The sequence below is a fragment of the Streptosporangium sp. NBC_01810 genome, assembly GCF_035917355.1.
In the GTDB taxonomy this organism is placed as follows: domain Bacteria; phylum Actinomycetota; class Actinomycetes; order Streptosporangiales; family Streptosporangiaceae; genus Streptosporangium.
The window spans coordinates 2,591,395-2,613,596 of record NZ_CP109070.1 but is presented as its reverse complement, the minus strand read 5'-3'; the positions used below and the strand labels follow the sequence as shown (position 1 = coordinate 2,613,596).

21 protein-coding genes and 2 pseudogenes are annotated in these 22,202 nt (G+C 69.9%); 15 read left to right on the top strand and 8 right to left on the bottom strand.

Annotated elements, in window-relative coordinates:
* Window positions 1-549, bottom strand: a pseudogene (locus OIE13_RS11805) (ABC transporter ATP-binding protein); the annotation flags it as partial.
* Between the two features lie 298 nt (window positions 550-847).
* Window positions 848-1,168: a hypothetical protein gene (locus OIE13_RS11800; RefSeq protein WP_326640152.1), complete on the bottom strand. Its 321-nt coding sequence runs from the start codon at window positions 1,166-1,168 to the stop codon at window positions 848-850.
* A gap of 117 nt (window positions 1,169-1,285) precedes the next feature.
* Between OIE13_RS11800 and OIE13_RS11795 the strand changes: the two genes are divergently transcribed.
* The 7 genes from OIE13_RS11795 to OIE13_RS11765 all read left to right on the top strand — a co-directional run bounded on the left by OIE13_RS11795 (window position 1,286) and on the right by OIE13_RS11765 (window position 7,307).
* Window positions 1,286-1,567, top strand: coding sequence for a heavy-metal-associated domain-containing protein (locus tag OIE13_RS11795; protein WP_326640154.1), 282 nt, complete (start codon window positions 1,286-1,288; stop codon window positions 1,565-1,567).
* A 117-nt stretch (window positions 1,568-1,684) separates the two neighbouring features.
* Entirely contained in the window at window positions 1,685-2,173 is a 489-nt protein-coding gene (locus OIE13_RS11790; protein ID WP_326829984.1) for a hypothetical protein, read from the top strand.
* Window positions 2,174-2,302: 129 nt separating this feature from the next.
* Complete coding sequence (locus OIE13_RS11785) at window positions 2,303-2,584, top strand: metal-sensitive transcriptional regulator (RefSeq protein ID WP_326640157.1); 282 nt, start codon at window positions 2,303-2,305, stop codon at window positions 2,582-2,584.
* Window positions 2,585-2,618: 34 nt separating this feature from the next.
* A complete protein-coding gene (locus OIE13_RS11780; protein WP_326640160.1) occupies window positions 2,619-2,831 on the top strand; it encodes a heavy-metal-associated domain-containing protein in 213 nt (70 codons plus the stop codon).
* A 224-nt stretch (window positions 2,832-3,055) separates the two neighbouring features.
* On the top strand, window positions 3,056-3,832 hold the full coding sequence (locus OIE13_RS11775; RefSeq protein ID WP_326640162.1) for a hypothetical protein: 777 nt from the start codon (window positions 3,056-3,058) through the stop codon (window positions 3,830-3,832).
* Window positions 3,833-3,863: 31 nt separating this feature from the next.
* Window positions 3,864-6,113: a heavy metal translocating P-type ATPase gene (locus OIE13_RS11770; protein ID WP_326829983.1), complete on the top strand. Its 2,250-nt coding sequence runs from the start codon at window positions 3,864-3,866 to the stop codon at window positions 6,111-6,113.
* Window positions 6,114-7,088: 975 nt separating this feature from the next.
* On the top strand, window positions 7,089-7,307 hold the full coding sequence (locus OIE13_RS11765; RefSeq protein WP_326829982.1) for a DUF305 domain-containing protein: 219 nt from the start codon (window positions 7,089-7,091) through the stop codon (window positions 7,305-7,307).
* Here the strand turns inward: OIE13_RS11765 and OIE13_RS11760 are convergent.
* The 3 genes from OIE13_RS11760 to sigK form a co-directional block, all read right to left on the bottom strand.
* Window positions 7,286-7,510, bottom strand: coding sequence for a hypothetical protein (locus tag OIE13_RS11760; RefSeq protein WP_326640169.1), 225 nt, complete (start codon window positions 7,508-7,510; stop codon window positions 7,286-7,288). The two genes, OIE13_RS11765 and OIE13_RS11760, sit on opposite strands and share 22 nt — an antisense overlap.
* Window positions 7,511-7,577: 67 nt before the next feature.
* Window positions 7,578-8,330, bottom strand: a complete 753-nt coding sequence (locus OIE13_RS11755; RefSeq protein ID WP_326829981.1) for an anti-sigma factor — start codon at window positions 8,328-8,330, stop codon at window positions 7,578-7,580.
* Entirely contained in the window at window positions 8,327-8,920 is a 594-nt protein-coding gene (gene sigK / locus OIE13_RS11750; protein ID WP_326640173.1) for an ECF RNA polymerase sigma factor SigK, read from the bottom strand. The genes OIE13_RS11755 and sigK overlap by 4 nt, the downstream gene beginning before the upstream one ends.
* Before the next feature lie 467 nt (window positions 8,921-9,387).
* Here sigK and OIE13_RS11745 point away from each other — a divergent pair, with 467 nt between their 5' ends.
* From OIE13_RS11745 to OIE13_RS11735, 3 genes are read left to right on the top strand one after another with little or no spacing between them, the layout of a single operon-like run.
* Complete coding sequence (locus tag OIE13_RS11745; RefSeq protein WP_326640175.1) at window positions 9,388-10,770, top strand: DUF4331 domain-containing protein; 1,383 nt, start codon at window positions 9,388-9,390, stop codon at window positions 10,768-10,770.
* Window positions 10,771-10,829: 59 nt separating this feature from the next.
* A complete protein-coding gene (locus OIE13_RS11740) occupies window positions 10,830-12,119 on the top strand; it encodes a tetratricopeptide repeat protein (protein WP_326640178.1) in 1,290 nt (429 codons plus the stop codon).
* The gene (locus tag OIE13_RS11735) at window positions 12,116-13,846 is read left to right on the top strand and encodes a nickel/cobalt transporter (RefSeq protein WP_326829980.1); all 1,731 of its coding nucleotides are present in this window, start codon (window positions 12,116-12,118) and stop codon (window positions 13,844-13,846) included. The genes OIE13_RS11740 and OIE13_RS11735 overlap by 4 nt, the downstream gene beginning before the upstream one ends.
* Before the next feature lie 116 nt (window positions 13,847-13,962).
* On the opposite strand, the pseudogene OIE13_RS11730 reads toward OIE13_RS11735, so the two are convergent.
* Window positions 13,963-15,665, bottom strand: a pseudogene (locus tag OIE13_RS11730) (IS1634 family transposase).
* A gap of 251 nt (window positions 15,666-15,916) precedes the next feature.
* On the bottom strand, window positions 15,917-16,900 hold the full coding sequence (locus tag OIE13_RS11720; protein WP_326640181.1) for a helix-turn-helix transcriptional regulator: 984 nt from the start codon (window positions 16,898-16,900) through the stop codon (window positions 15,917-15,919).
* Window positions 16,901-16,957: 57 nt separating this feature from the next.
* On the opposite strand from OIE13_RS11720, the gene OIE13_RS11715 reads away from it, so the two are divergent.
* Window positions 16,958-17,716, top strand: coding sequence for a DeoR/GlpR family DNA-binding transcription regulator (locus OIE13_RS11715; protein WP_326640182.1), 759 nt, complete (start codon window positions 16,958-16,960; stop codon window positions 17,714-17,716).
* A gap of 86 nt (window positions 17,717-17,802) precedes the next feature.
* Complete coding sequence (locus tag OIE13_RS11710) at window positions 17,803-18,972, top strand: MFS transporter (protein WP_326640183.1); 1,170 nt, start codon at window positions 17,803-17,805, stop codon at window positions 18,970-18,972.
* Window positions 18,973-19,098: 126 nt separating this feature from the next.
* Here the strand turns inward: OIE13_RS11710 and OIE13_RS11705 are convergent, their stop codons facing one another.
* On the bottom strand, window positions 19,099-19,668 hold the full coding sequence (locus tag OIE13_RS11705) for a TetR/AcrR family transcriptional regulator (protein ID WP_326829977.1): 570 nt from the start codon (window positions 19,666-19,668) through the stop codon (window positions 19,099-19,101).
* Between the two features lie 143 nt (window positions 19,669-19,811).
* Between OIE13_RS11705 and OIE13_RS11700 the strand changes: the two genes are divergently transcribed.
* Genes OIE13_RS11700 through OIE13_RS11690 form a run of 3 tightly spaced genes read left to right on the top strand, consistent with a single transcriptional unit; the run spans window position 19,812 to window position 22,191 of the window.
* Window positions 19,812-21,008, top strand: coding sequence for an acyl-CoA dehydrogenase family protein (locus tag OIE13_RS11700; RefSeq protein ID WP_326829976.1), 1,197 nt, complete (start codon window positions 19,812-19,814; stop codon window positions 21,006-21,008).
* Window positions 21,005-22,039: a phosphotransferase family protein gene (locus OIE13_RS11695; protein ID WP_326640188.1), complete on the top strand. Its 1,035-nt coding sequence runs from the start codon at window positions 21,005-21,007 to the stop codon at window positions 22,037-22,039. Before OIE13_RS11700 ends, OIE13_RS11695 begins: the two co-directional genes overlap by 4 nt.
* The gene (locus tag OIE13_RS11690; protein WP_326640190.1) at window positions 22,036-22,191 is read left to right on the top strand and encodes a hypothetical protein; all 156 of its coding nucleotides are present in this window, start codon (window positions 22,036-22,038) and stop codon (window positions 22,189-22,191) included. Before OIE13_RS11695 ends, OIE13_RS11690 begins: the two co-directional genes overlap by 4 nt.
* Window positions 22,192-22,202 lie beyond the last annotated feature (11 nt).

Below are 22,202 nucleotides of genomic sequence, written 5' to 3'. Positions count from 1 at the left end.
GAGCTCATGGAAACCACGCCGGGCCACCGGGTCCAGCCCAGCGGTGGGCTCGTCGAGGAACACCAGCTCCGGGCGGCCCACCAGGCCGATCGCCACATCCAGCCGGCGCCGCTGGCCGCCGGAGAGCATCCTGACCTTCTTGTCCGCCTGCTCGGTCAGGCCGACCGCCGCGACGAGTCGATCCACCTCCCGCGGCCGTTTGACCAACTCGGTGGAGTAGGCGGCGTAATACGAACCGAGATGCTCCAGCAGTTCACGGACCCGCCATTTGCCATGGTCACGCCAGGACTGCAGGACGATCCCGACCTTCGCCCGCCATCGCTCGTCGCCGTGTGCCGGATCGGTGCCGAGCACCTCGACCCGGCCTGCCGAGCGCATCCGGAAACCCTCCATGATCTCAATCGTGGTGGTCTTTCCCGCGCCGTTCGGCCCGAGCAGGCACAGCACTTCTCCTTGCTGTACTCGGAAGTTCACGTCATGCAGGACGTCGGTCGTGCCGTAGCGCATGCGCAGGCCGTCGACATCGAGCACGACTTCGCTCGTCGTCATCGTCTCGCCTTTCCTTCTGGTTCACGCCGAGCGCCTCGGCGACCTGTGGCCACCTCCAGCCACCTCGCATGCTGCTCGACGGCGGCGTCCTCTATCTGGTCGGCCAGGTGTCTCAACGCCGCCACAGCCGCCAGCGCATCAGCGGGCTCTTGAGGAACGGGAGTCTCAGCACCGGACATGTAAGCAGCCCTAGTTGACTAATTTGGGATTGGTCAACATGAGTTGCTTAACGCGAGTGATCGCAAGCATCCAGATCCTCAAACAAGCCGCCGCGCCGCCGGGCCGAAGCCCGCGATCCTCAGAGTTCTCCTTTACCGGCGTTCCAGGCCCCGGCAGGGGAGGCCGTCTCGCCCAGGCCCTGGCATGTCTCCCCCAGGTGGACTACTCCTGTTCGTCGGCGACGTTGGGGTCGCGCGGCTCGCGGAGCCCTCCACCCCAGGTCAGGACGGTTGAACGGGTAGAAACCGTGGAAATTGATGTGCTCGAACAGCAACGGCGAAAGACGGGAGCGGTTCTCGGGGCCGATGCCCAGCCCGCCGGCCTCCACCCTCTCGACGGAGGCGTCTCCGCCTACGTCACCACCGGTGGTGACGCCGTGCGCGGCCAGGCTCGCCGGCATAACGCACCGTTTCTCACTGAAAACCTCAACCCCCCTATTGGGAATTGAACCCCTAGGGGGTATGTTAAGGTCGCAAGCCGAGATACCCCCATGGGGTACATGCGAGAGGAGAGCCATATGTGCACGGCATGTGCGTGCGGCACCGCGGACAGCACCTCCGCACAGGCGGAGGCCAACGGCGGAACCACCTACCAGGTCAGCGGGATGACCTGCGGGCACTGCGTCTCGTCGGTCTCCGCCGAGATCGGCAAGGTCGGCGGCGTGACCGGCGTCCAGGTCGACCTGGCCAGCGGCGCCGTCACCGTCAGCGGGGCGGGATTCTCCGACGAGGAGATCCGCGCGGCCGTGGACCAGGCGGGCTACGCGCTGGCCGACGCCTCGCCGGTCAGCGCCTCCTAGGGCGACTTCGCCCGAAAGAACAGACGGTGGGCGTGCACTGGCATGCACGCCCACCCGCGGGGCCGGTCCGACTTCGACATCACACCCAACCCCCATGACGCATCCTGCCACCACGGTGTGGATGCGAGGAATCAGGAATGCAAGCCGCTGATCGTCGTCGGCCTGCTCGTCCTGGCCGTGGGCCTGGCGGGGCTGTCGCTCGCCAGGCCGGGCGGGACGTTCGCCACCGATGTGCTGCCCGCCTCACTGATCGCCGCGGTCGGCATGTCCCTGGCATACATTCCGGCCATGATGTCGGCCTTGTCGGGCGTGCGGCCCGAGGAGAGCGGTCTGGCCTCCGGGATCGTCAACACCACCTACCAGATCGGTTCCGCGCTCGGCCTGGCCGTGATGACCGCGATCGCCACCTCCCGGGGTGCTGCGGAGCTGGGGAACCTGCCCGCGCTCACCGGTGGTTTCCAGGCCGCCTTCATCGGAGCCGGAGCCGGAGCCGGAGCCGTGGCCGCCGCCGGCGCCGGCGCCGTACTGGCCTTGCTGCTCATGCGCAGGCCGAAGCGGGCAGCCGCAGCCGAGGCAGGTGATCAGCCCGAGGCCGTACAGGTGTGACGCGATTCGTGGGTGTGCCCCGGCACGCCCCCGTCGCCCCCCGCTCGGATGCCTGTCTCACGAAGCCACCCGGAATACCTTAGGGGGGTATGGTGTTATGGTGGGAAGAAGCTGAGCGTAGGGGGAGAGATGCACGGCTACACCGACAACAAGCAGGACCATCTGCGGAGACTGCGCCGGATCGAGGGCCAGGCCCGCGGCCTGCAGCGGATGGTCGAGGAGGACAAGTACTGCATCGACATCCTCACCCAGGTGTCGGCGGCCAACCGGGCCCTGCAGTCCTTCGCCCTGTCCCTGCTGGAAGAGCATCTGGCGCACTGCCTGGCCGACGCGACCGCCAAGGGCGGCGCCGAGGCCGAGGCGAAGGTCAAGGAGGCCAGCGAGGCCATCGCCCGCCTCGTCCGCTCCTGATCGACGAAACCAACGAGCAGAAGGAGTGATCGTCATGATCACCACCACCTACACCGTCAAGGGCATGACCTGCGGCCACTGCGTCTCCTCCGTCAAGGAGGAGGTCGGCGAGGTCCCCGGTGTCACCGAAGTCGAGGTGGATCTGGCCACCGGCCTGGTGACCGTACGAAGCGAGAGCCCGATCGACGCGGCGGGGATCACGGCCGCGGTCAAGGAGGCCGGGTACGAAGTGGTGACTCCGTCGTGAACACACCGGTCAGATTGAGCGCCTACGTCCTCGGACTCGCTGTGATCTTCGCTGGGGCTCTGGGGGCCGGCAGCGCGGTGGGCACGACCGGCCTCGAGCCCACGGCCGACGGTCACACGATCCACTCGACCCCGTCTCCGAGCCAGGCCGGCGGCCATGAAACCCACACCGAGCCGACCTCCAGCCCGCCGACGGCTGGAAAATTCATTCCCGGAGGGCTTCAAGTGTCCCAGGACGGTTACACCCTGATCCCCGAGACCACCACGGTCGAGCCCGGTCAGGCGACGGACTTTCGTTTCAGCGTGATCGGCCCCGACGGCGGGCCCGTCACCGCCTATCGGACACAGCACGGCAAGAAGCTGCACTTCATCGTGGTCTCCCGCGACCTGGGCGGCTTCCAGCACCTGCACCCCGAACTGACCGGTGACGGTGTGTGGTCGGTGAAGCTGACGCTGCCGGAAGCGGGCGCGTACCGGGTGTTCGCGGACTTCACCCCCGAGGGTGGCAGCGGGCTGACCCTGGGCACCGACGTGCAGGCGCCCGGCGCTCATGACCCCAGGCCGCTGCCCGCGGCAAGCCGTACCTCCACGGTCGACGGCTACACCGTCACCCTGGACGGGGCCCTGACACCCGGCGCGTCCAGCAAGCTCACCCTCAAGGTCGGCAAGGACGGCCATCCGGTCACCGACCTGCAGCCCTACCTGGGCGCATACGGGCACCTGGTCGCCCTGCGCGCCGGGGACCTGGCCTACCTGCACGTGCACCCCGACGGGGAGCCGGGCGACGGCAGGACTCCCCCGGGTCCGGAGATCACCTTCTACGCCGAGGTGCCCAGCCGCGGCGACTACCGGCTGTTCCTGGACTTCCAGCACGAAGGAACCGTGCGCACCGCCGACTTCACCGTCCGCGCCGGCGAGCTCCCGGCACCGGCCACGACCTCGGGCCCGACACCGGAGACCGCACCGGCCACACCCGGCTCGCACGGCGACCACGACCACTGACACCTGGCATGACGAGCGAAAGGGGCAGGTGATGTCCTCCCTCACCGATGACAGACCACAAGGCACGGTCGAACTCTCGATCGGTGGCATGACCTGCGCGTCCTGCGCCAACCGGATCGAGCGCAAGCTCAACAAGCTCGACGGCGTGACCGCGACCGTCAACTACGCCACCGAGAAGGCCAAGGTCACCTTCGACCAGGGCATCGACCCCCAGGACCTCATCGCCGAGGTGGAGAAAACCGGCTACACCGCCGCGCTTCCCGCGAAGCCCGAGAGCGGTGCGGAACGCGATGAATCACAGAACGAGCCGCAGGACGAATTTCAGTCGCTGCGACAGCGACTGATCACCTCCATGGTGCTCGCCGTACCGGTGATCGCCATGGCGATGATCCCGGCGCTGCAGTTCACCAACTGGCAGTGGCTCTCGCTCACCCTGGCCGCCCCGGTGGTGGTATACGCCGGCTGGCCCTTCCACAAGGCGGCCTGGACGAACCTGCGTCACGGCGCCGCCACCATGGACACCCTGGTCTCGCTCGGCACGATCGCCGCCCTCGGCTGGTCGTTGTGGGCGCTGTTCTTCGGCACGGCGGGCACGCCGGGGATGACCCACCCGTTCGCGTTCACGATCGAGCGCACCGACGGCTCAGGCAACATCTACCTGGAGGCCGCGGCGGGAGTGACGGCGTTCATCCTGGCCGGGCGCTACTTCGAGGCCCGTTCCAAACGCCGCGCGGGCGCCGCGCTACGGGCGCTGCTGGAGCTGGGGGCAAAAGACGTCGCCGTCCTGCGCGACGGTGTCGAGACCCGCATCCCGTCCGACCAGCTCAAGGTGGGGATGCGGTTCGTGGTCCGGCCCGGCGAGAAGATCGCCACCGACGGTGTGATCGAAGAGGGGACCTCCGCGGTCGACGCCTCCATGCTCACCGGCGAGTCGGTTCCGGTGGAGGTACGCCCCGGGGACACGGTGACCGGCGCGACCGTCAACGCCGGTGGCCGCCTTCTCGTCCGCGCCACCCGCATCGGATCCGACACCCAGCTCGCCCAGATGGCCAGGCTGGTCGAAGATGCTCAGACCGGTAAGGCCCAGGTTCAGCGGCTGGCCGACCGCATCTCCGGGATCTTCGTGCCGATCGTGATCGCACTGGCCGTCGGCACGCTCGGCTTCTGGCTGGGAACCGGCGGCGGCGCCGGGGCGGCCTTCACCGCCGCGGTCGCCGTGCTGATCATCGCCTGCCCCTGTGCCCTGGGCCTGGCCACGCCGACCGCCCTGCTGGTCGGCACCGGGCGCGGCGCCCAGCTCGGCATCCTGATCAAAGGCCCGGAAGTGCTGGAATCCACCCGCGCCGTCGACACCGTCGTGCTCGACAAGACCGGCACCGTCACCGAGGGCAAGATGACCCTGGCCAGTGTCCACCTCGCCGACGGCGAGGACGAGGCGCAGGTGCTGCGCCTGGCGGGCGCCCTGGAGCACGCCTCCGAACACCCCATCGCCCAGGCCGTCGCCCGAGGCGCGGCCGAGCAAGTGGGCGAGCTGCCCACCCCCGAGGACTTCGCCAACCTCGAAGGCCTCGGCGTGCAGGGCGTCGTCGACGGACACGCCGTGCTGGTGGGCCGCCCCACGCTGCTCGCCGAGTGGTCCCAGCACCTGCCCGCCGACCTGGAGCGAGCGCTCACCGAGGCACAGGCGGCGGGCCGCACAGCCGTCGCGGTCGGCTGGGACGGCCACGCCCGCGCGGTCCTGACGGTGGCCGACACCGTCAAGCCCACCTCGGCCGAGGCGATCCGGCAGCTGCGCGCCCTGGGACTGAGGCCGGTGCTGCTCACCGGCGACAACGAGACCGTCGCACGGTCGGTCGCGGCCGAGGTCGGCATCGAGGAGGTCATCGCCGAGGTGCTGCCCGCCGACAAGGTCGACGTGGTCAAGCGCCTGCAGTCCGAGGGCAGGTCGGTGGCCATGGTCGGTGACGGCGTCAACGACGCCGCGGCCCTCGCCCAGGCCGACCTCGGCCTGGCCATGGGCACCGGCACCGACGCGGCCATCGAGGCCTCCGACCTCACCCTGGTCCGCGGCGACCTGCGGGTGGCCGCGGACGCCATCCGGCTGTCGCGCCGGACGCTGGGCACCATCAAGGGCAACCTGTTCTGGGCCTTCGCCTACAACGTGGCCGCCCTGCCACTGGCCGCGCTCGGCCTGCTCAACCCGATGATCGCCGGAGCCGCGATGGCGTTCTCCTCGGTCTTCGTGGTCGGCAACAGCCTGCGCCTGCGCAACTTCAAATAGCGGAACGCCGGTGCGGCCGGAGACGACGGTCGTCTCCGGCCGCGCCGGCGTTCGGTCAGGAGCCGAGCCCGCACCGACGGTCGTGCGACAGCCCGCAACGAACGACCTGAAAAGTGTGACCGTCGCCGATATCCCCGATGAGACAACGGTCGGCAAGAAAGGGGGTCCCGAACCGACGCACCCGCCCAAGATTCTTGGGCGGACTCGATCGCAGTCATCTCGACGAACCGAATCGATCTCCGAATAACGGTTTTCGCAGAGGCTTGAATCATGATCCTCTCTATTATCGATCCTAGTAGGAGTTTGCCTCAAGGGCGATCGGCCTACCCGTCAGGGGTTCATGGGGTTCTGCGGTCGATCTCTCCGGCCCGCGAACAGGTCGCTGGTTCAAACTGGGATTTCTCCCTGAAGATCTTAAGTTGCCAGGGCGAACGGGCAAGAGCCGCCCGACCACCGAGAACGCCAGCGGCGGCGGCACCCCGTTCCACGACTGGTACATGTCCTCACCCCGGGCCAAGGAGACCGTGGCTCGCGACGGCGGGAACGTGCGCGGCTACGCCAAGGCCCCGTGGTGTGCCATATTCGTCTCCTGGGTCGGTGAGAAGGCCGGCTGCGGTCCTTCCCGTCGCCGCGCCGGGTGTCCATATGATCCGCCATGGGCCTTTCTCCTTAATGCCGGAGGGTGCCGAGATCGAACCTCTCCCATCGCCAATCGTGGATTCCGCTACGAAACGCGATCCTCGTGGGGCACCGCCGGCATTCGGGCCCAAGGAGGGGCAGGCCGCCCCTTTGAAGGTCTCCTGCCGTATGTCTACGCCGAATCATTATACTATTATGGATAGTAGAATGATTGGAAAGGGCAGGCCGCGACTGTGAGGGGAAAACGACGGGCGACTCGGGCCGGTCCACGTCGCGGGTGTCGCACCGGCCTGGAGCCAACCCGCGGCTCCTGAGGGAGACCACGGCGGGCACGGCATGCCCGGCATGACGACCGAGGAGGACATGGGCAAGCTCCAGACGGTCAAGGGCACGCGATTCGACCGGATGTTCTCCGAGTTGATGATCGCTCACCACAGGGGGAGCGATCGAGATGGCCAGGACGGAGCAGGCACCGGGAGCCGACCCCAAGGCCAAGGATCTCGCCAAGACCATCGAAACCGCCCAGCAAGCTCTCACTTCGAGGCGGGACGGTAGACCACGGAGAATCGACCTCCCCCGTCCGTCGACTCCACGATGGTTCCGTCCTCCATGGCCGCGAGGAGGCGCCGCCGGTCGACAGCCGTGAAGGCGGAGGCCCGACCCGGCAGCCGGCCCACCGCCTGCCGGCTCTCACCGGCGTCCTCGCTGGTGTGCACCTGGCCGTCAGCCCCGGCTCCGATGAGATCGTCTTTACTCAAAGAGCCCACGTGGGACATGAGCGGTGAATCGGCGAGCGCGATGACAGCGGCCACCCCTATGCCGCGGTCAAATGGCGGGCAGGTCGACCAGGAACAGGGGCTGGGTGGTGGGCTGGGTGGAGCCGCCTTCGGGTTCGACGGTGACGCCGAGCCGGGTGGTGGTGGCGGCGGGGGCGGTGACGACGGGTGGGGTGTGGCCCAAGGCGTCGGGGCGCATCAGCCCGGCCGAGTGGATGCCCGCGGGTCCGATCTGCCACATCTGGTAGGTGCCGTTCTCGGGTAGGGCGGGTAGCCCGCTGGTCAGGAACACCAGCTTTCCCCGGGCGCGGGAGAGCACCACGGTGGCGGTGCCGCCTCGCTGCGCGGTCGCGGTGAGGGTGCGGGCGTCAGGGGCGGCCAGGACTGCGGATATCTGCCGATCGCGCTGCTGGACCTGCTCCAGCTGATCCTGGAGGCGGATGGCGACCAGGCCCAGCGACACGGCGGCGGCCAGGCCGACGGCGGCCAGGCCCGTGGCCAGGCGGGGCCACCACCGGACCCCGCTCCTCAGGCCGGGTACGTGCGCGAAGGCGGGCGGCACCTGACGGACGTGATCGATCTGGGCCATCACCCGCTCGCGCAGCGCCGGCGGCGGGTCGGCGGCCTCTGCCTGGCCGAGCCTGGCGGCGGTCTCCGCCAGGCCACGCACCTCCTGCGCGCATTCGGCGCAGCGACCCAGGTGCTCTTCGAAGAGCAGCCGGTCGGCGTGGTCGTCGATGGCGTCCAGGACGTAGGCGCCGACCAGCGTGTGCGGGTCCCTGCCGCTCTCGATGCCGTTCATCGTTCCACCCCCAGGCAGTCGCGCATGCGGATCAGCCCGTCACGCATCCGGGTCTTCACCGTCGCCAGCGGCACCTTCAGCAACTCGGCGACCTCACGGTAGGAGTATCCGCCGTAATAGGCGAAGGTGACGGACTGGTGTTGCAGCTCGGTGAGCCCGGCCAGGCAGCGACGCAGCCGTTCGCGTTCCAGACGGGTCTCCACCGACTCGGCGACCTCGTCGAAAGGACGGCGCACCTCCAGCCTGGCCACACGCTCCTCGCGGTCGACGGCGGCCTGGGCGGCGCGGACGCGGTCGATGGCGCGGCGGTGGGCGATCGTCATGACCCAGGCCGTGGCCGAGCCGCGGACGCGTTCGTAGCGGGCGGCGTTGCGCCACACTTCGACGAGGGCCTCCTGGGCGACCTCCTCGCTCTGGGCGGGGTCGCGCAGCACGCGCAGGACCAGCCCGTAGACGGGGCCGGCGATCAGGTCGTAGACCCGTTCGAAGGCGGCGCGATCTCCCCGTGCCACATGTTCGAGCAGGTCTTCCAGCCCGTTTTGAGCAAAGTCGCGGCCCTCCACCGGCCTCGGCACCCCTCTGGGTCTCATGTCTTCTCCCTGCCATGCGCGCACAACGCGGTCCACCGCTCATTCGGAGCGGTACGGCGGATGGATTGGTCTGCGCCATCGGGATCGGCCGGGAGCCCGGGTGATCGGCGGGCCGGTCGACGCCGCCGACGGCACGCAACGCGTCATCGAGGCCGACATGGATGTCGAAGACGTCGCACCGGCCGGTGACGGCCGACCTCCGCCGCGGAGTGCGCGCACGCCGCGCTTGATCTGTCGCGGGCGCGGAGGATCCAGCACACCAACCTCAGGACACATTAGCGCTCTAACCAGTGGGATCACTGAAATTTCCATTCATCTTGCGATGATCCATGACCCGAAAAAAATCGACCAATCCAAGGGCGGTCCAACGACGAATAAGGGGCCGGGGAATCCGACCGGATGCTTCCTCCCCACAACCCATAGGCCGGTCACCCCCGTGACCGGCAGCCGAAAGGACCGACTGACACATGGAGCTCCGAATCAACCGGCGCGCCCTGATCGGCATCGGCGTCGCGGGAGTACTCACCGCCTCCTCGTTCGCCCTGCTCAGAGCAGAGACCGGCGTGGCCTCCTCGCACCGCGAGGCGCCCATGATCGCGGGTGACCCCCGCAACGACAACACCGACGTGTACGCCTTCGTCAGCCCGGACAGGCCCGACACCGTCACCCTGATGGCCAACTTCATCCCGTTCGAGGAACCGAACGGCGGGCCGAACTTCTACCAGTTCGACACCAGGTCGCGCTACAGCATCAAAATCGACAGTGACGGTGACGCGAAGCCCGACACCGTCTACCAGTGGACGTTTCGCGACGAGGACAGGCGCGGCGCGGCCACCTTCCTGTACAACAACGGCCCGATCACCTCGCTGAACGATGAGAACCTGCTGTTCAGGCAGCACTACACGCTCAAGAAGATCACCCACTGGGGGACGCGCACCCTGGTCAAGGACGGCGTGGTGGCCCCGAGCAACACCGGCCCGGCCTCGATGCCCGACTACGGCTCGCTCCGCACCCAGTCGATCAAGGCTCTGCCCGGCGGCGGGAAAGCCTTCGCCGGCCAGGCCGACGAGGCCTTCTTCGCCGACCTGAGGGTCTTCGACCTGCTCTACGGCGGCAACCTGTCCGAAGTCGGCCAGGACACCCTCAAGGGCTACAACGTGCACAGCCTGGCCGTGCAGGTGCCAAAGAACGAGGTCGCGTTGAAGGGCGACGCCGGCCGCAACCCGGTCATCGGTGTCTGGTCCACCGTGGACAAGTGGAGCCCGAGGGGTTACGTCCAGGTCTCCCGCCTGGGCCAGCCGCTGGTCAACGAGGTCGTGGTCCCGGCCGGGCTGAAGGACGCCTTCAACGCGCTGCCCCCGCACAGGGACGCCGACGTCGCCGCCGTGGTCAAGCGCGTCACCCACCCTGAGGTTCCGCGGCTCCTTGAGGCCATCTACGGCCTCAACGCGCCGAAGACCCCCAGAGCCGACCTGGTCGAGATCTTCCTGACCGGTATCGCCAAGGCCAACGGCCCGATCAAGGCCGACCTCAACTCCCAGAGCCTCAACAAGGACGCGGGCAAGCTGCGCCCGTCGGAGATGCTGCGGCTGAACATGGCCATCGCGCCCGCAGCCACACCAAACCGGCTGGGCGTGCTCGCCGGTGACCTGCAGGGCTTCCCGAACGGCCGCCGACTCGGGGACGACGTGATCGACATCGCCCTGCAGGCGATGGCCGGTGCCGCCCAGAGCGGCAAGCTCGTCGACGCGCTGGCCACCGGCGACAAGGTGAACCAGAACGACAGGCCGTCCGGCACGAGGTTCCCCTACATCCCGTTGCCCGGCAACACGTCGGTCAACGAGAGCTGACTCGACGACGCGGGACCCGCTCCTCGCGGGTCCCGCACCCGGCCCTGGGAGTGATCACCATGAAGACATCCGCAAAAGCCCGGCTCGCCGCGGGCGTGCTCAGCCTGGCGGCGGCGCTGAGTGCGGGGGCGGCCCTGATCCCCGGCGGACAACCGCCGCCGGCCGCCGACGCCCCGCTCCAGCCGGTCGAGACCCCGGTCTCGGCCGCCTCCCTCACCGATGCGATCCAAGCGCTGGCCACCCGGCTCCGGCGGCTGCCGGGCGACCATCAGGCCTGGGCACAGCTCGGCTCGGCCTACGTCCAGCAGGCACGCCTGAGCGCCGACCCGTCCTTCTACCCGAAGGCCAAGCAGGCGCTGTCCAGATCCGCCGCGCTGAGCCCCGGCAACTTCGCCGCGCTGACCGGCCAGGCCGCGCTCGCCGCCGGTCGGCACGACTTCACCGAGGCCGTACGGCTGGCCAAGCTGTCGCAGACCGCCAACCCCTATGGCCAGGGCGCCCAAGCGGTGCTGGCCGACGCCTACACCCAGCTCGGCCGCTACGCCGAGGCCACCCGAGCGATCGACAGGATGATGGAGCTGCGTCCCGGCGTCGCAGCCTTCACCCGGGCCTCCTACGCCGCCGAACTCCGGGGTGACCGCGCGACGGCGCGCCGCATGCTGGAGCACGCCCTCGATGACGCCTTCTCCCCCGCCGACGTCGCCTACTGCCGCTACTACCTGGGCGAGCTGGCCCTGCACGCCGGCGACCTGCCCGGAGCCGCCGAGCAATACCGTCTCGCGCTGCGGGCCGCCCCGGACTTCACCCCGGCCCTCGCCGGGACCGCCAGGGCCGCGGCGCTCGACGGCCGGCCGGCCGAGGCCGCCGAGCTCTACGCCGCCGTGGTCGGGCGGCTACCCCTGGCCCAGTACATCATCGAGTACGCCGAGGTGCTGTCCGCGGCGGGAAAGGATCCCGCCGAACAGTGGGCACTGCTGCGCGCGCAGCGGGAGCTGATGAAGGCGGCCGAGGTCAGGGACGACCTGACCTGGGCCGAGTTCGAGGCCGATCACGGCTCTGCCGCGCGGGCCGTCGAACACGCCGAGGCCGAGTACGCCCGCAACCCCAACGTGATCGCCGCCGACGCCCTGGCCTGGGCTCTGCACCGCGACGGCCGCGACCGGCAGGCTCTGCCGTACGCGCGCAAGGCCACCGCCACCGGCTGGCGCAACGCCCTGCTCCACCACCACCGCGCCGAGATCGAGCGCGCGCTCGGTCTGGGCGCGGAGTCCAGGAGATCGGCCGCGCGGGTCCGCGACGCCGATCCCGCCTTCTCCCCCGATCTTCCCGCCCTGGCGAGGTTCTCATGATGCGCGACAAGGCAACCCGGACCGCGGTCATCACGGCTGTTTCCGGCCTGACGGTATGCGCGGCGCTTCTCCTGCCCGCCGCACCCGCCCTCGCCCAGGTGACGCATCCCCTGGGCAACTTCACCATCAACCACTACAACGGCCTGCGGATCACCCCGGACCGGGTGGAGAACCTGGCGATCGTGGACAGCGCCGAGCTGCCCACCCTCCAGGCCCGCCCCACAGTGGACGCCGACCGGTCGGGAACGGTCTCGCAGGCCGAACGGTCGTCCTATGGCACCGCCCGGTGCACCGAACTCGCCGCCGCGCAGCATCTGACGGTGAACGGGGCCGCGACACCATGGCGGGTCTCCGAAGCCGTCTTCGCCTACGAGCCCGGCCAGGGCGGCCTGCAGACCAGCCGCCTGACATGCCGCCTGACCGCCACCGCGGAACCGCTCCGGACACCCGCCACTCCTGCGGCCTCCGGCTCCGGGGCCACGACGTCCGGGGGGCCGGCGGGGAACGGGACGGTCGGCTTCAGCGATGACTTCCTGACCGACCGGCTGGGCTGGCGAGAGATCACCGCGGTGTCCTCCGGAGGGGTACGGCTGGTGCGGCCGCCCGTACCCGGCGCGAGCGCGAGCCGGCAACTGCGGGCCTACCCCGACGATCTACTGGCCAGCCCGCTCGACCAGCGCACGGTGGAGCTGGCGGTGACCTCCGGGACCGGTTCGACGGCAGTCGCCTTGCCGCTGGTGTCGGGCGGGCCCATCGCAGACGCGCTGGCAGCGCTGGACCGCCTGTTCACCGGACTGGTCGGCACCGAGTCACTGACCGTGCCGCTGGGCCTGCTCGCCGTGCTGCTGGCCGCAGTGCTCGGCGCGGGCCACGCTCTCATCCCGGGCCACGGCAAAACCATCATGGCCGCGTACCTCGCCGGACGCAGAGGGCGCCCACGCGACGCGCTGGTCGTCGGCGCCACCGTGACGGCCACCCACACGCTGGGCGTCCTCGCGGTCGGCCTGCTACTGAGCGCTTTCTCCACCCTCACCGGGGAGGGCGTGCTCGGCTGGCTCGGACTGGCCAGCGGCCTGCTGATCACCGTCATCGGCGCCGCTCTCCTGCGGTCGGCCTGGCGTGCTCACTGCGGCGGCGCCCTCTCCGGACACGGCCCATTCGGGCACGGACACAGGCACAGGCACGGACACAGGCACGGACACAGGCACGGACACGGGCACAGGCACAGGCACGGACACGGGCACGAGGAGGCGCCCTCCGTTCAAGGACATGACCGGCGCCCCGGCTATTCCGGTCACGAGGACGGCGGCTCCCCGCAGGGCCGCACACCCCCGGCCCGCGAAGTCGCCCCGACGGCGGTGCTGGACCGGGAGCCGTCCGCTCGGGCCGAGCAAACCGCGCGCTCGCGGCGCGGGCTGGTCGGGATGGGAGTGGCGGGAGGCCTGGTACCCAGCCCCTCGGCGCTCGTCGTCCTGCTCGGCGCCATCGCACTCGGCCGCACCTGGTTCGGGATCGCGCTGGTGTTCGCCTATGGCATCGGGATGGCGGGCACCCTGACCATCACCGGCCTGCTCCTGGTCAGGCTGGCGGGACGGCTCGACCGCATGGCGGTGGCGGGGAACGGCCTGGCGGCCCGCCTGTCGTCCCTCGCCCCGCTCGGCACCGCCGTCGCCGTCGTCGCGCTCGGCATGGGGCTGGCCGTGCGGGGCCTGGCCGGAGCCGCCTGAGGCCGGGGTTCCGCAGTTGATGTAGCGGGATAGTCCGCGAATCTGGGGATTGACATGCGGAAACATGCCGTCTGCTGGCGGGACGGCGTGTATCTAGGGGCTGGGGTTCGGCCTGGTCAGCGGCTGGGCGGGGTGAGCTGGTAGATCCTGGGCGGGGCATCGATTTTGAGGGCGTGGAGCAGATCGCGCTGGGCTTTGGTGATCTCGGTGCGTTGCCGGAAGGTGCCGGCGGGGCCGGTGAAGGTGCCCAGAGTGATCCGGTCGAGCTCGCGGCGCAGGGCGGGCCAGGTCTGCCCGGTGGAGGTCTCGGCGATCCGGGCCAGCAGCAGCGCCAGCCAGCAGAGCAGGACGTGCGCGCGGATGCGCTGCTCCTTGCGGTGGAAGACCGGCCGCAGATCGATGATCTGCTTCATGTCGCGCCAGCCCCGCTCAACCTCGAGGAGCTGCTTGTAGCCGAGCGCGATGTCCTCAGGAGTCATCTTCGGGTCCGAGGTGCGCAGCAGGTACTTGCCGTCGAGGTTCTCCTCGGCCTTGATTCTCGCGGCGTCGATGCGCAGCAGCCCGCCGGGCGTGGTCCGCAGGTACCGGTTCAGGCCGGGCTTGGTGGAGATCACCCCGCGCAGCTCCGCACGTTTGGTCGCGTTCAGCCGATCGGTGCCCTCGATCAAGGTCGCGAGCTGGGCGAGCAGTCGTTCCCGGACCTTCTCGTCCCGCTGCGCGGCCTCGGGGTTGAAGCAGATGATGAACCGCTCGTCCTCGCGGATCCGAACCTCCTTGACCCGCAGGTTGTCGCGGATCTCCTGGTAGCGGCCCTGACGGGCGAGTGCTTCGGTGGCCTCGGCCGATCCGGAGCGGAGCTTCTCTCCGATGATGTAGTGGTGGTCGCCCTTGCGCAGGTGCAGCCGGTTGCGCTCGGAGGCGAAGCCGCGGTCGGCGACCCACACGATCCGCGACAACGTCCAGTCCCGCATATCGTCCTTGACCTGCCGGATCAGCGCGGAGTCGCCGGTCGCGCCGGGCCAGGACCACACCCGGACGGGGATGCCGGTGCGGGTGACGGCCATCCCGATCACGACCTGCGGCAGGTCATCGCGGTGGTCCTTGGACTTGCCGAACGACCGGAACCCCTTGCGCTTGTGATCGTCGGTGGCGTCCTGCTCGGGCACGACCTGGCCGAACGCGTCGCGAGGCACGGCTTCGTCGGCGTCTTCGGTCTCGAAGTAGGTCGAGGTGGTGTCGAAGAACAGCAGATCGACCTCGAGGTTGAGGAGGTTTGCGACCTGGTGGAACACCTCTTCCTCGAGCTTTCCGGAGATCTCGATCAGCCAGTCCATCGCCCGGTAGCAGGCGTCGTCGCTGGTCGCGGGCAGCAGGCCGTCGATCGCCACGTCCTCGTTCACCCAGCGGGCCGCCGCGAGCTTGGAGCAGGGGGCCAGGGCCGGTTGGCGACCAGCGCGAACAGCACCCGCTCCGCGGCCGGGTCGAGCCGGCGGCCCTTGAGCAGCCGTTTCATCACCTTGCCGATCTCCAACTGCCGCCAGAGGGCATCCAGCACCCATGTGCCGCCCAGAGGTCGGGACTCGGTGAACGCCAGCCCGTCGGTCGCCGCCGACAAGGCGGCGTCGGGATCGAGGAACCGGGTGACCGAGGCGATCAGGCGCTGCAAGGCTTCCCGGTTCGCGGCATCCTCGCGGCCGAAGTTGTAGACGACCTGCACCTTCGACCGCTTCAACACCGGATCCCACACGTTGTGCGCGAGCTGCAGGTATCGGACTTCCGTCCCGTCCTTGTTCCGGCGAGGCGTCGACCGCAGATACATGGACTAGACGATAACGCCATAACCCTTGGCAGGCCTAGGAAACGGCGAATATGCGTGTATCTAGGCAGAATCGAGAATCCGACCAGTCCCCACCCCTCTGACCAGCATCTACACCTTCAGCCGTGGCCCAGAACCCTGATTAGCTGCGGAACCCAGGTGAGGGGAGGCAGCGAGGGTGCGTTGGTCGATCCACTCTGCGATGCGGCGAAGCAGAGTGGCCGCGATGGGGGGCGGGGCGGGCAGGCGAACGATCAGCCGAAACTCGTGCCGTACAGCGTGGCCAGGTCTGCGCCGGTGGTGGCCATCCGCTCACGCAGCTCGGGCGGCTCCAGCACCTCGATGTCGGCCCCCAGGCGCAGCAGCAGCCAGTGGGCGTGCCCGATGGACTCGGTCGGCAGGCGCAGCAGCACCCAGCCGAGCTCGTCGGGCGGGCCCGCCGCGGCGAGCGCGGCCTCGGCGACCTCGGCGCCGACCGTGTGACGCAGCATCCCCTCGGTGCCGGGCGCCATCCGCACCAGCGCCTCGCCGGTGTACATCCGCTCGCGGAAGCCGGCCGTGTAACGCTGCCAGAAGGCGGGCAGGTCGAAGCCGGCGGGGCGCTCGAAACGCCCGGCCAGGAGTTCGGCACTCACGATCCGCGCCACCTTGTAGGTACGCGGCTCCCCCTCACCGGCGACGGCCACCATGTACCACGCTCCCCCCTTGAGGACCAGGCCGTACGGGTGTGCCAGGCGTTCGACGTCGCGGGGACCCCAGCGACGGTAGGTCATGCGCAACGGGCGCTGCTCCCACACCGCCTCGGCGACCTCGCCCAGGAAAGGGACCGCGTCGGCGTCGCGATACCAGCCGGGCACGTCCAGGTGGAAGCGCTCGCGCATCCTGGCGGCGTGAAAGCGCGGCTCGGGGGGCAGTGCGGCGAGCATCTTCAACTCGGCGTTCGCCGCGACCTCGGCCAGCCCCAGTTCGGCGGCGGGGCCGGGCAGCGCCGCCAGGAACAGCGAGGATGCCTCCTCGGCGGTCAGGCCGTTAAGGCGGGTACGGTAGCCGTCCAGCAGGCGATATCCACCGGCGGGCCCTCGGTCGGCGTAGACCGGCACCCCGGCCGACGACAACGCCTCCACATCGCGGTAGACCGTGCGGACGGAGACCTCCAGTTCCCTGGCCAGTTCGGTGGCCGTCAGCTGCCCCCGCGTCTGCAGGAGCAGCAGGAGGGAGAGCAGACGACTCGCGCGCATGGCGGCCATTGTTCCGCACGTTTGCCAACCTCACACACCACATGTTCAAATGAACACATGGAAGGTAACAATCGCATTCGCGCGATCATGTCGGCACTGCGCGCCAGCGACGTCGTCTCCGTCGCGGAACTTGCGGTCGAGCACGCGGTCTCGGAGATGACCATCCGCCGCGACCTCGACGAGCTCGCCCAGCAGGGCGTGGTCAGGCGGATCCGCGGCGGCGCGGTGAGCCTGCTGCTGCGCGGAGAGGAACCACCCTTCGTGGTACGCGAACGCGAGGCGACGGAGGCCAAGCGGCGGATCGCGGGCGAGGTCGCTGCCCTGCTCGCCGACGGCGAGGCCGTGCTGCTCGACAGCGGCACCACCTCCCTGGAGATCGCCCGCGCGATCCGTGACCGCCGCCTGACGGTCCTGCCGCTCTGCCTGCAGGTGACCACCGAGCTCAGCACCGCCGCCCGGATCCGCCTGGTGCTGCCCGGCGGGGAGGTCCGCCCCGGCGAGCTGAGCTTCACCGGCCCACTGACCGAGAGCACCATCCGCTCCCTGCGCTTCGACACCGCGGTCATCGGCTGCTGCGGCCTGTCCGCCGAACACGGCCTCACCGCTCACGACCTGTCCGACGTCGCCGTCAAGCAGGCGGCGATCGCCTCGGCCCGGCGCGTGATCGCGGCCACCGACTCCGGCAAGTTCACCCGCACCGCGTTCGGCGCGGTCTGCCCGCTGGACCGCCTCGACATGGTCGTCACCGACACCGCACTCCCCACCGCCGAGCACGACGCCATGGTCGCGGCGGGCGTCACCGTCCGCACCGTCTGACCGAAGCCCCTGCTCGGCGCCCGCGCCGATGGCTCCCGGCTCGTCCACACCCTCTGATCCGCGCCACCCGACTGGAGCCCTCCCCCATGCACGTCACCCCTCTCGACCGGGCCGCGCTGCTGCGCGGCCGGGTGGCGATCTACCTGCTCTTCCTGCTCTCCGGCATGGCCATCGGCACCTGGACGGCACGCATCCCGTCGATCAAACAGGGGCTGGGGCTGAGCGAGGGCGAGCTCAGCATCGCGCTGCTCGGCATCGCCGCCGGGGCGATCGCCGGCATGCAGGTGGTCGGCCGCCTGATCGACCGCTACGGCAGTGTCAAGGTGATGCTGCCGATGGCCTTCGCCCAGAGCGTCGCGCTGATCCTGCCCGCCTACATGCCGAACCTGGTCGGCCTGGCCGCCGCACTGTTCGCCTTCGGTGCGGTGCACGGCACCCTGGACGTCGCGATGAACGCGGGCGCCGTCGAGGTCGAGCAGGCCACGGGCCGGCCGATCATGTCATCCTTCCACGCGGTGTTCAGTATCGGCGGGTTCCTCGGCGCCACCTCCGGCGGGCTGCTCGCCCAGGCTTCGTTCAGCCCGGGAGCGACGTTCATCGCGGTCGCCGTGGTAATCGCCGCGTTCGCGCTCTGGGCGGCCCGCTGGGCGCTCACCCTGACCGCACAGGCCATCCCCTCGGGGACGGGACCGGCGCCCGGCGGGGGTGGAGGCGTGATGCTGCTGGGTGTTCTGGCCTTCTGCTGCATGATCGGAGAAGGGGCCGCGGCCGACTGGAGTTCGGTCTACCTGAGCGAGAGCCTTGGCAGTTCCGACGGGTTCGCCGCCGCCGCCTACGCCGCCTTCTCGGTCATGATGACCGCCGGCCGACTTGCCGGCGACAGGCTGGCCGCCCGGCTGGGGCCGGTGAACCTGGTGCGCGCGTGCGGCGCGCTGGCCGCCGCCGGGCTCGGCCTGGCCCTGCTGGCCGACCACCAGGTCGCCGCGGTGATCGGTTTCGGCTGCTTCGGGGCGGGCCTGTCCTGCATCGTCCCCCAGGTCTTCTCCGCGGCCGGTCGCCGCGCCCCGGCCCGCGCAGGACAGGCGCTGGCCCGGGTGTCGAGCCTGGGATACGCGGGATTCCTCACCGGCCCCGTGCTGATCGGTGGCGCCGCCGAGCTGGTGGGTCTGCCCCGCGCGCTGGCCATCCCCGCCTTGCTGGCCCTTTTCGTCGCTCTGGCCGCGAAGGCACTCAGAACCACGCCCTTTACAAAGTAGATCACCTCGCACACGATCCTGGCGCCGCCCAAGAACCCGAGCGGAAGCAGTGGCTGATTCGCCCACGGCATCAAGCGACTGCCGGTGCGCACATCCCCTGAACGAGGTCGACGCCGGAGCACCGGCTCAGCGTGCGCCGGCTAGTTGCAGGGCGAAGTCGCCGTACTGGTAGACGAGCCGATCCTCGGTCAGCTCACCGTCCTCGCGATACCAGACCGAGACGCCCATGCCGAGGTCGAGGATCGCGTACGAGGTCAGCTTGACCGACGCGACCTGAAAACGCCCTGCCTCGACCCCTTCGGCGATGATCTTCCGGAACCCGCGCTCGTACCGCGTACGTCGTTTCAGCACCTCGGTGTCGTGCGGGTCTTCGAGGCTCCGGATCTCGCGGGTGCCCACGAACGCCTCCAGGCGGTGCCTTGCGTGGAAGCGCACGTGTGCCTCGGCGGCCCGCCGCAGGCGTTCGGCCACGTCGTCGCACCCTGAGATCGCGGCGCGATGGTTGGCCAGCAGCGTGTCCATCGTCGCGGTCATGATCTGGACGAGCAGCTCCTGCTTGGATCCGACGTGCTTGTACAGGCTCGGCCCGCGGATTCCGATGGCCGCCCCGATGTCGGCCATCGTCGTCGCCTGATACCCGCGTTCGGCGAACAGCGCCAGCGCCGCCGCCTTGATGTCTGCGGCCCGCCCCGTCATGACTACCACCTCGTCCTATCTGGCTAATTGATCGTAGCCGAGTTCGGGTCGCGAAAAACGCTGTTCAGAGGACCTCTTGACCTCACAGGATCAGCTGTCTAAGAATGAGGCTAATGCTCATTAGCCAATGATAGGGGGATCCGATGCCTGTTGATTTGTCGCATGAGCCACGCGTGGCCGAACTGGCCGAGCGAACGGCACAGTTCGTGCGTGAGGTCGTGGTGCCCGAGGAGGAGCGCTTCGGCGGCGTCGCGGCGGCCGGCGGTGACGCGATGCGCACCCGGTTGCAGAGCGCGGCCAAGCAGGCCGGCCTGTTCGCACCGCACGTGTCGCCCGAGTACGGCGGGCACGGCCTGGACATGCGGGGCCGCGCGGCGGTCTTCGAGGAGACGGGCTGGTCGCTGTTCGGGCCACTCGCGCTGAACATCGCCGCCCCCGACGAGGGCAACATGCACCTCCTGGAGGCTGTGGCGAGCCCGGCGCAGAAGGAGACCTACCTGCGCCCGCTGGCCCAGGGCGAGATCCGGTCCTGCTTCGCCATGACCGAGCCGGCTCCGGGCGCGGGCTCGGACCCGGCCGCGCTGAGCACGATGGCGCGCCGGGTCGCCGGCGGCTGGCGGATCGACGGGCGCAAGTGGTTCATCACCGGCGCCGACGGCGCGGCCTTCGCCATCTGCATGGCCCGCACCTCCGGTGACCCCGGCGACCGCGGCGGCGCGACCATGTTCCTGGTGGACGCCGCCAACCCCGGAATGAAGATCGTCCGCCACATCGACACCCTGGACGAGAGCATGTACGGCGGGCACTGCGAGGTGGTGTTCGACAACTGCGTCGTGCCCGACGAGGCCGTGCTCGGCGAGGTGGACAAGGGCTACGACTACGCCCAGGTACGGCTCGGCCCGGCGCGGATGACGCACTGCATGCGCTGGCTCGGCATAGCGCGGCGGGCCCAGGAGATCGCGCTCGCCCGCGCCTCGGAGCGTCGGCTGTTCGGCTCCAGGCTGGGCGACCTCGGCATGGTGCAGGGCATGATCGCCGACTCCGAGATCGACCTCGCCGCGGCCAGGGCGCTGACGCTGCAGGCCTGCTGGGAGCTGGACAACGGCGGCTCCGGCGCGCAGTCCACCGGGATCGCCAAGGCCTTCACGGCCGAGGCCGTCTGGCGGGTCGTGGACCGTTCGGTGCAGATCTGCGGCGCGCTCGGCATCTCCGGTGACGTGCTGCTGGGGCGTTTCCTGCGCGAGATCCGCCCCTTCCGGATCTACGACGGCCCCACGGAAACCCACCGCTGGGCCATCGCCCGCCGCGCGCTGCGCCGCGCCGCCGGGTCCGCGCGATGACCGGATCCCTGCCGGGGCTGGACCTTCCGGCCCTGCAGCAGTACTTCGACCTGCACGTCCCGGAGGCGTCCGGCCCGATCAGCGCCGACCTGGTGCACGGCGGCCGCTCCAACCTCACCTACCGGCTGAGCGACGGCCGCACCTCCTGGGTGCTGCGCCGCCCGCCGCTCGGCGGCCTGACCCCTTCGGCGCACGACGTGGCCCGCGAGTACCGCGTGGTCGCCGCCCTGTACGGCAGCGGCGTCCCGGTCGCCCGCGCCGTGGCGTTGTGCGAGGACCCGTCGGTCCTGGGATGCGCGTTCTCGCTCGTGGAGTACGTGTCAGGCGCGGTCGTCCGAAGCCGCGAGGACCTCGACCGGTACGGCCCCGCCGAGCTGGCCCGCTGCGCGCACGGGCTGATCGAGGTGCTCGCCGCTCTGCACGCTGTGCCGTACGGCGACGTTGGCCTGTCTGGTTTCGGGCGTCCGGAGGGGTTCCTGGCGCGGCAGGTCGGCAGGTGGTCCGACCAGTGGCAGCGGGTGGCCACCCGTGAGCTGCGCGACATCGACGCGCTGCGCGGCAGGCTGGCCGAGACGACGCCCGCCACCGGTGGGGCCGCCGTCGTGCACGGCGACTTCCGCATCGACAACGCCATCTTCGCCGACGACGACCTCGGCACGATGCGCGCGCTCGTCGACTGGGAGATGGCCACGCTCGGCGACCCGCTGACCGATCTGGCGCTGCATCTGGTCTACCGCGATCCCGCGTTCGAGCCGGTGCTCGCCGGGTCGGCCGCCTCCACGAGCGAGCGGCTGCCCGCACCCGAGGACCTGGCCGAGCGGTACGCCCGAGTCTCGGGTCGTGATCTTGGCCGGCTCGACTTCTATCTCGCCCTGGGCTATTTCAAGATCGCCGTGATCGCCGAAGGCATCTACGCCCGGCACCGGCAGGGCCTGACCGTGGGGGAAGGCTTCGACACCGTGGGAGCGGCGGTCCCGCAGCTGGCCGCGGCCGGGCTGCGCGCCCTGAACAGGAAGACGGCAACAGCATGAACACACGCCCCTCGGCACTGGTCACCGGCGCCTCCCGCGGCATCGGCCTGGTCATCGCCGAACCGGCCCTCAGCCTCACCCGGCTGTCCGCCCGCACCGTCGTCCCCGAAGTGGTCATCACCCGCGCCGGAGAGAACCCCCACCGCGCCTGACGACAGAAGAG

Bases quoted from the DNA above. Each gene is read 5' to 3' on its own strand.
- sigK (WP_326640173.1), bottom strand. From the start codon at position 8,920: ATGAGACCCAGAGGGGTGCCGAGGCCGGTGGAGGGCCGCGACTTTGCT.
- OIE13_RS11700 (WP_326829976.1), top strand. From the start codon at position 19,812: ATGCCTGTTGATTTGTCGCATGAGCCACGCGTGGCCGAACTGGCCGAG.
- OIE13_RS11780 (WP_326640160.1), top strand. From the start codon at position 2,619: ATGATCACCACCACCTACACCGTCAAGGGCATGACCTGCGGCCACTGC.
- OIE13_RS11695 (WP_326640188.1), top strand. From the start codon at position 21,005: ATGACCGGATCCCTGCCGGGGCTGGACCTTCCGGCCCTGCAGCAGTAC.
- OIE13_RS11755 (WP_326829981.1), bottom strand. From the start codon at position 8,330: ATGAACGGCATCGAGAGCGGCAGGGACCCGCACACGCTGGTCGGCGCC.
- OIE13_RS11690 (WP_326640190.1), top strand. From the start codon at position 22,036: ATGAACACACGCCCCTCGGCACTGGTCACCGGCGCCTCCCGCGGCATC.
- OIE13_RS11720 (WP_326640181.1), bottom strand. From the start codon at position 16,900: ATGCGCGCGAGTCGTCTGCTCTCCCTCCTGCTGCTCCTGCAGACGCGG.
- OIE13_RS11785 (WP_326640157.1), top strand. From the start codon at position 2,303: ATGCACGGCTACACCGACAACAAGCAGGACCATCTGCGGAGACTGCGC.
- OIE13_RS11715 (WP_326640182.1), top strand. From the start codon at position 16,958: ATGGAAGGTAACAATCGCATTCGCGCGATCATGTCGGCACTGCGCGCC.
- OIE13_RS11765 (WP_326829982.1), top strand. From the start codon at position 7,089: ATGCCCGGCATGACGACCGAGGAGGACATGGGCAAGCTCCAGACGGTC.
- OIE13_RS11770 (WP_326829983.1), top strand. From the start codon at position 3,864: ATGTCCTCCCTCACCGATGACAGACCACAAGGCACGGTCGAACTCTCG.
- OIE13_RS11705 (WP_326829977.1), bottom strand. From the start codon at position 19,668: ATGACGGGGCGGGCCGCAGACATCAAGGCGGCGGCGCTGGCGCTGTTC.
- OIE13_RS11745 (WP_326640175.1), top strand. From the start codon at position 9,388: ATGGAGCTCCGAATCAACCGGCGCGCCCTGATCGGCATCGGCGTCGCG.
- OIE13_RS11735 (WP_326829980.1), top strand. From the start codon at position 12,116: ATGATGCGCGACAAGGCAACCCGGACCGCGGTCATCACGGCTGTTTCC.
- OIE13_RS11710 (WP_326640183.1), top strand. From the start codon at position 17,803: ATGCACGTCACCCCTCTCGACCGGGCCGCGCTGCTGCGCGGCCGGGTG.
- OIE13_RS11800 (WP_326640152.1), bottom strand. From the start codon at position 1,168: ATGCCGGCGAGCCTGGCCGCGCACGGCGTCACCACCGGTGGTGACGTA.
- OIE13_RS11795 (WP_326640154.1), top strand. From the start codon at position 1,286: ATGTGCACGGCATGTGCGTGCGGCACCGCGGACAGCACCTCCGCACAG.
- OIE13_RS11740 (WP_326640178.1), top strand. From the start codon at position 10,830: ATGAAGACATCCGCAAAAGCCCGGCTCGCCGCGGGCGTGCTCAGCCTG.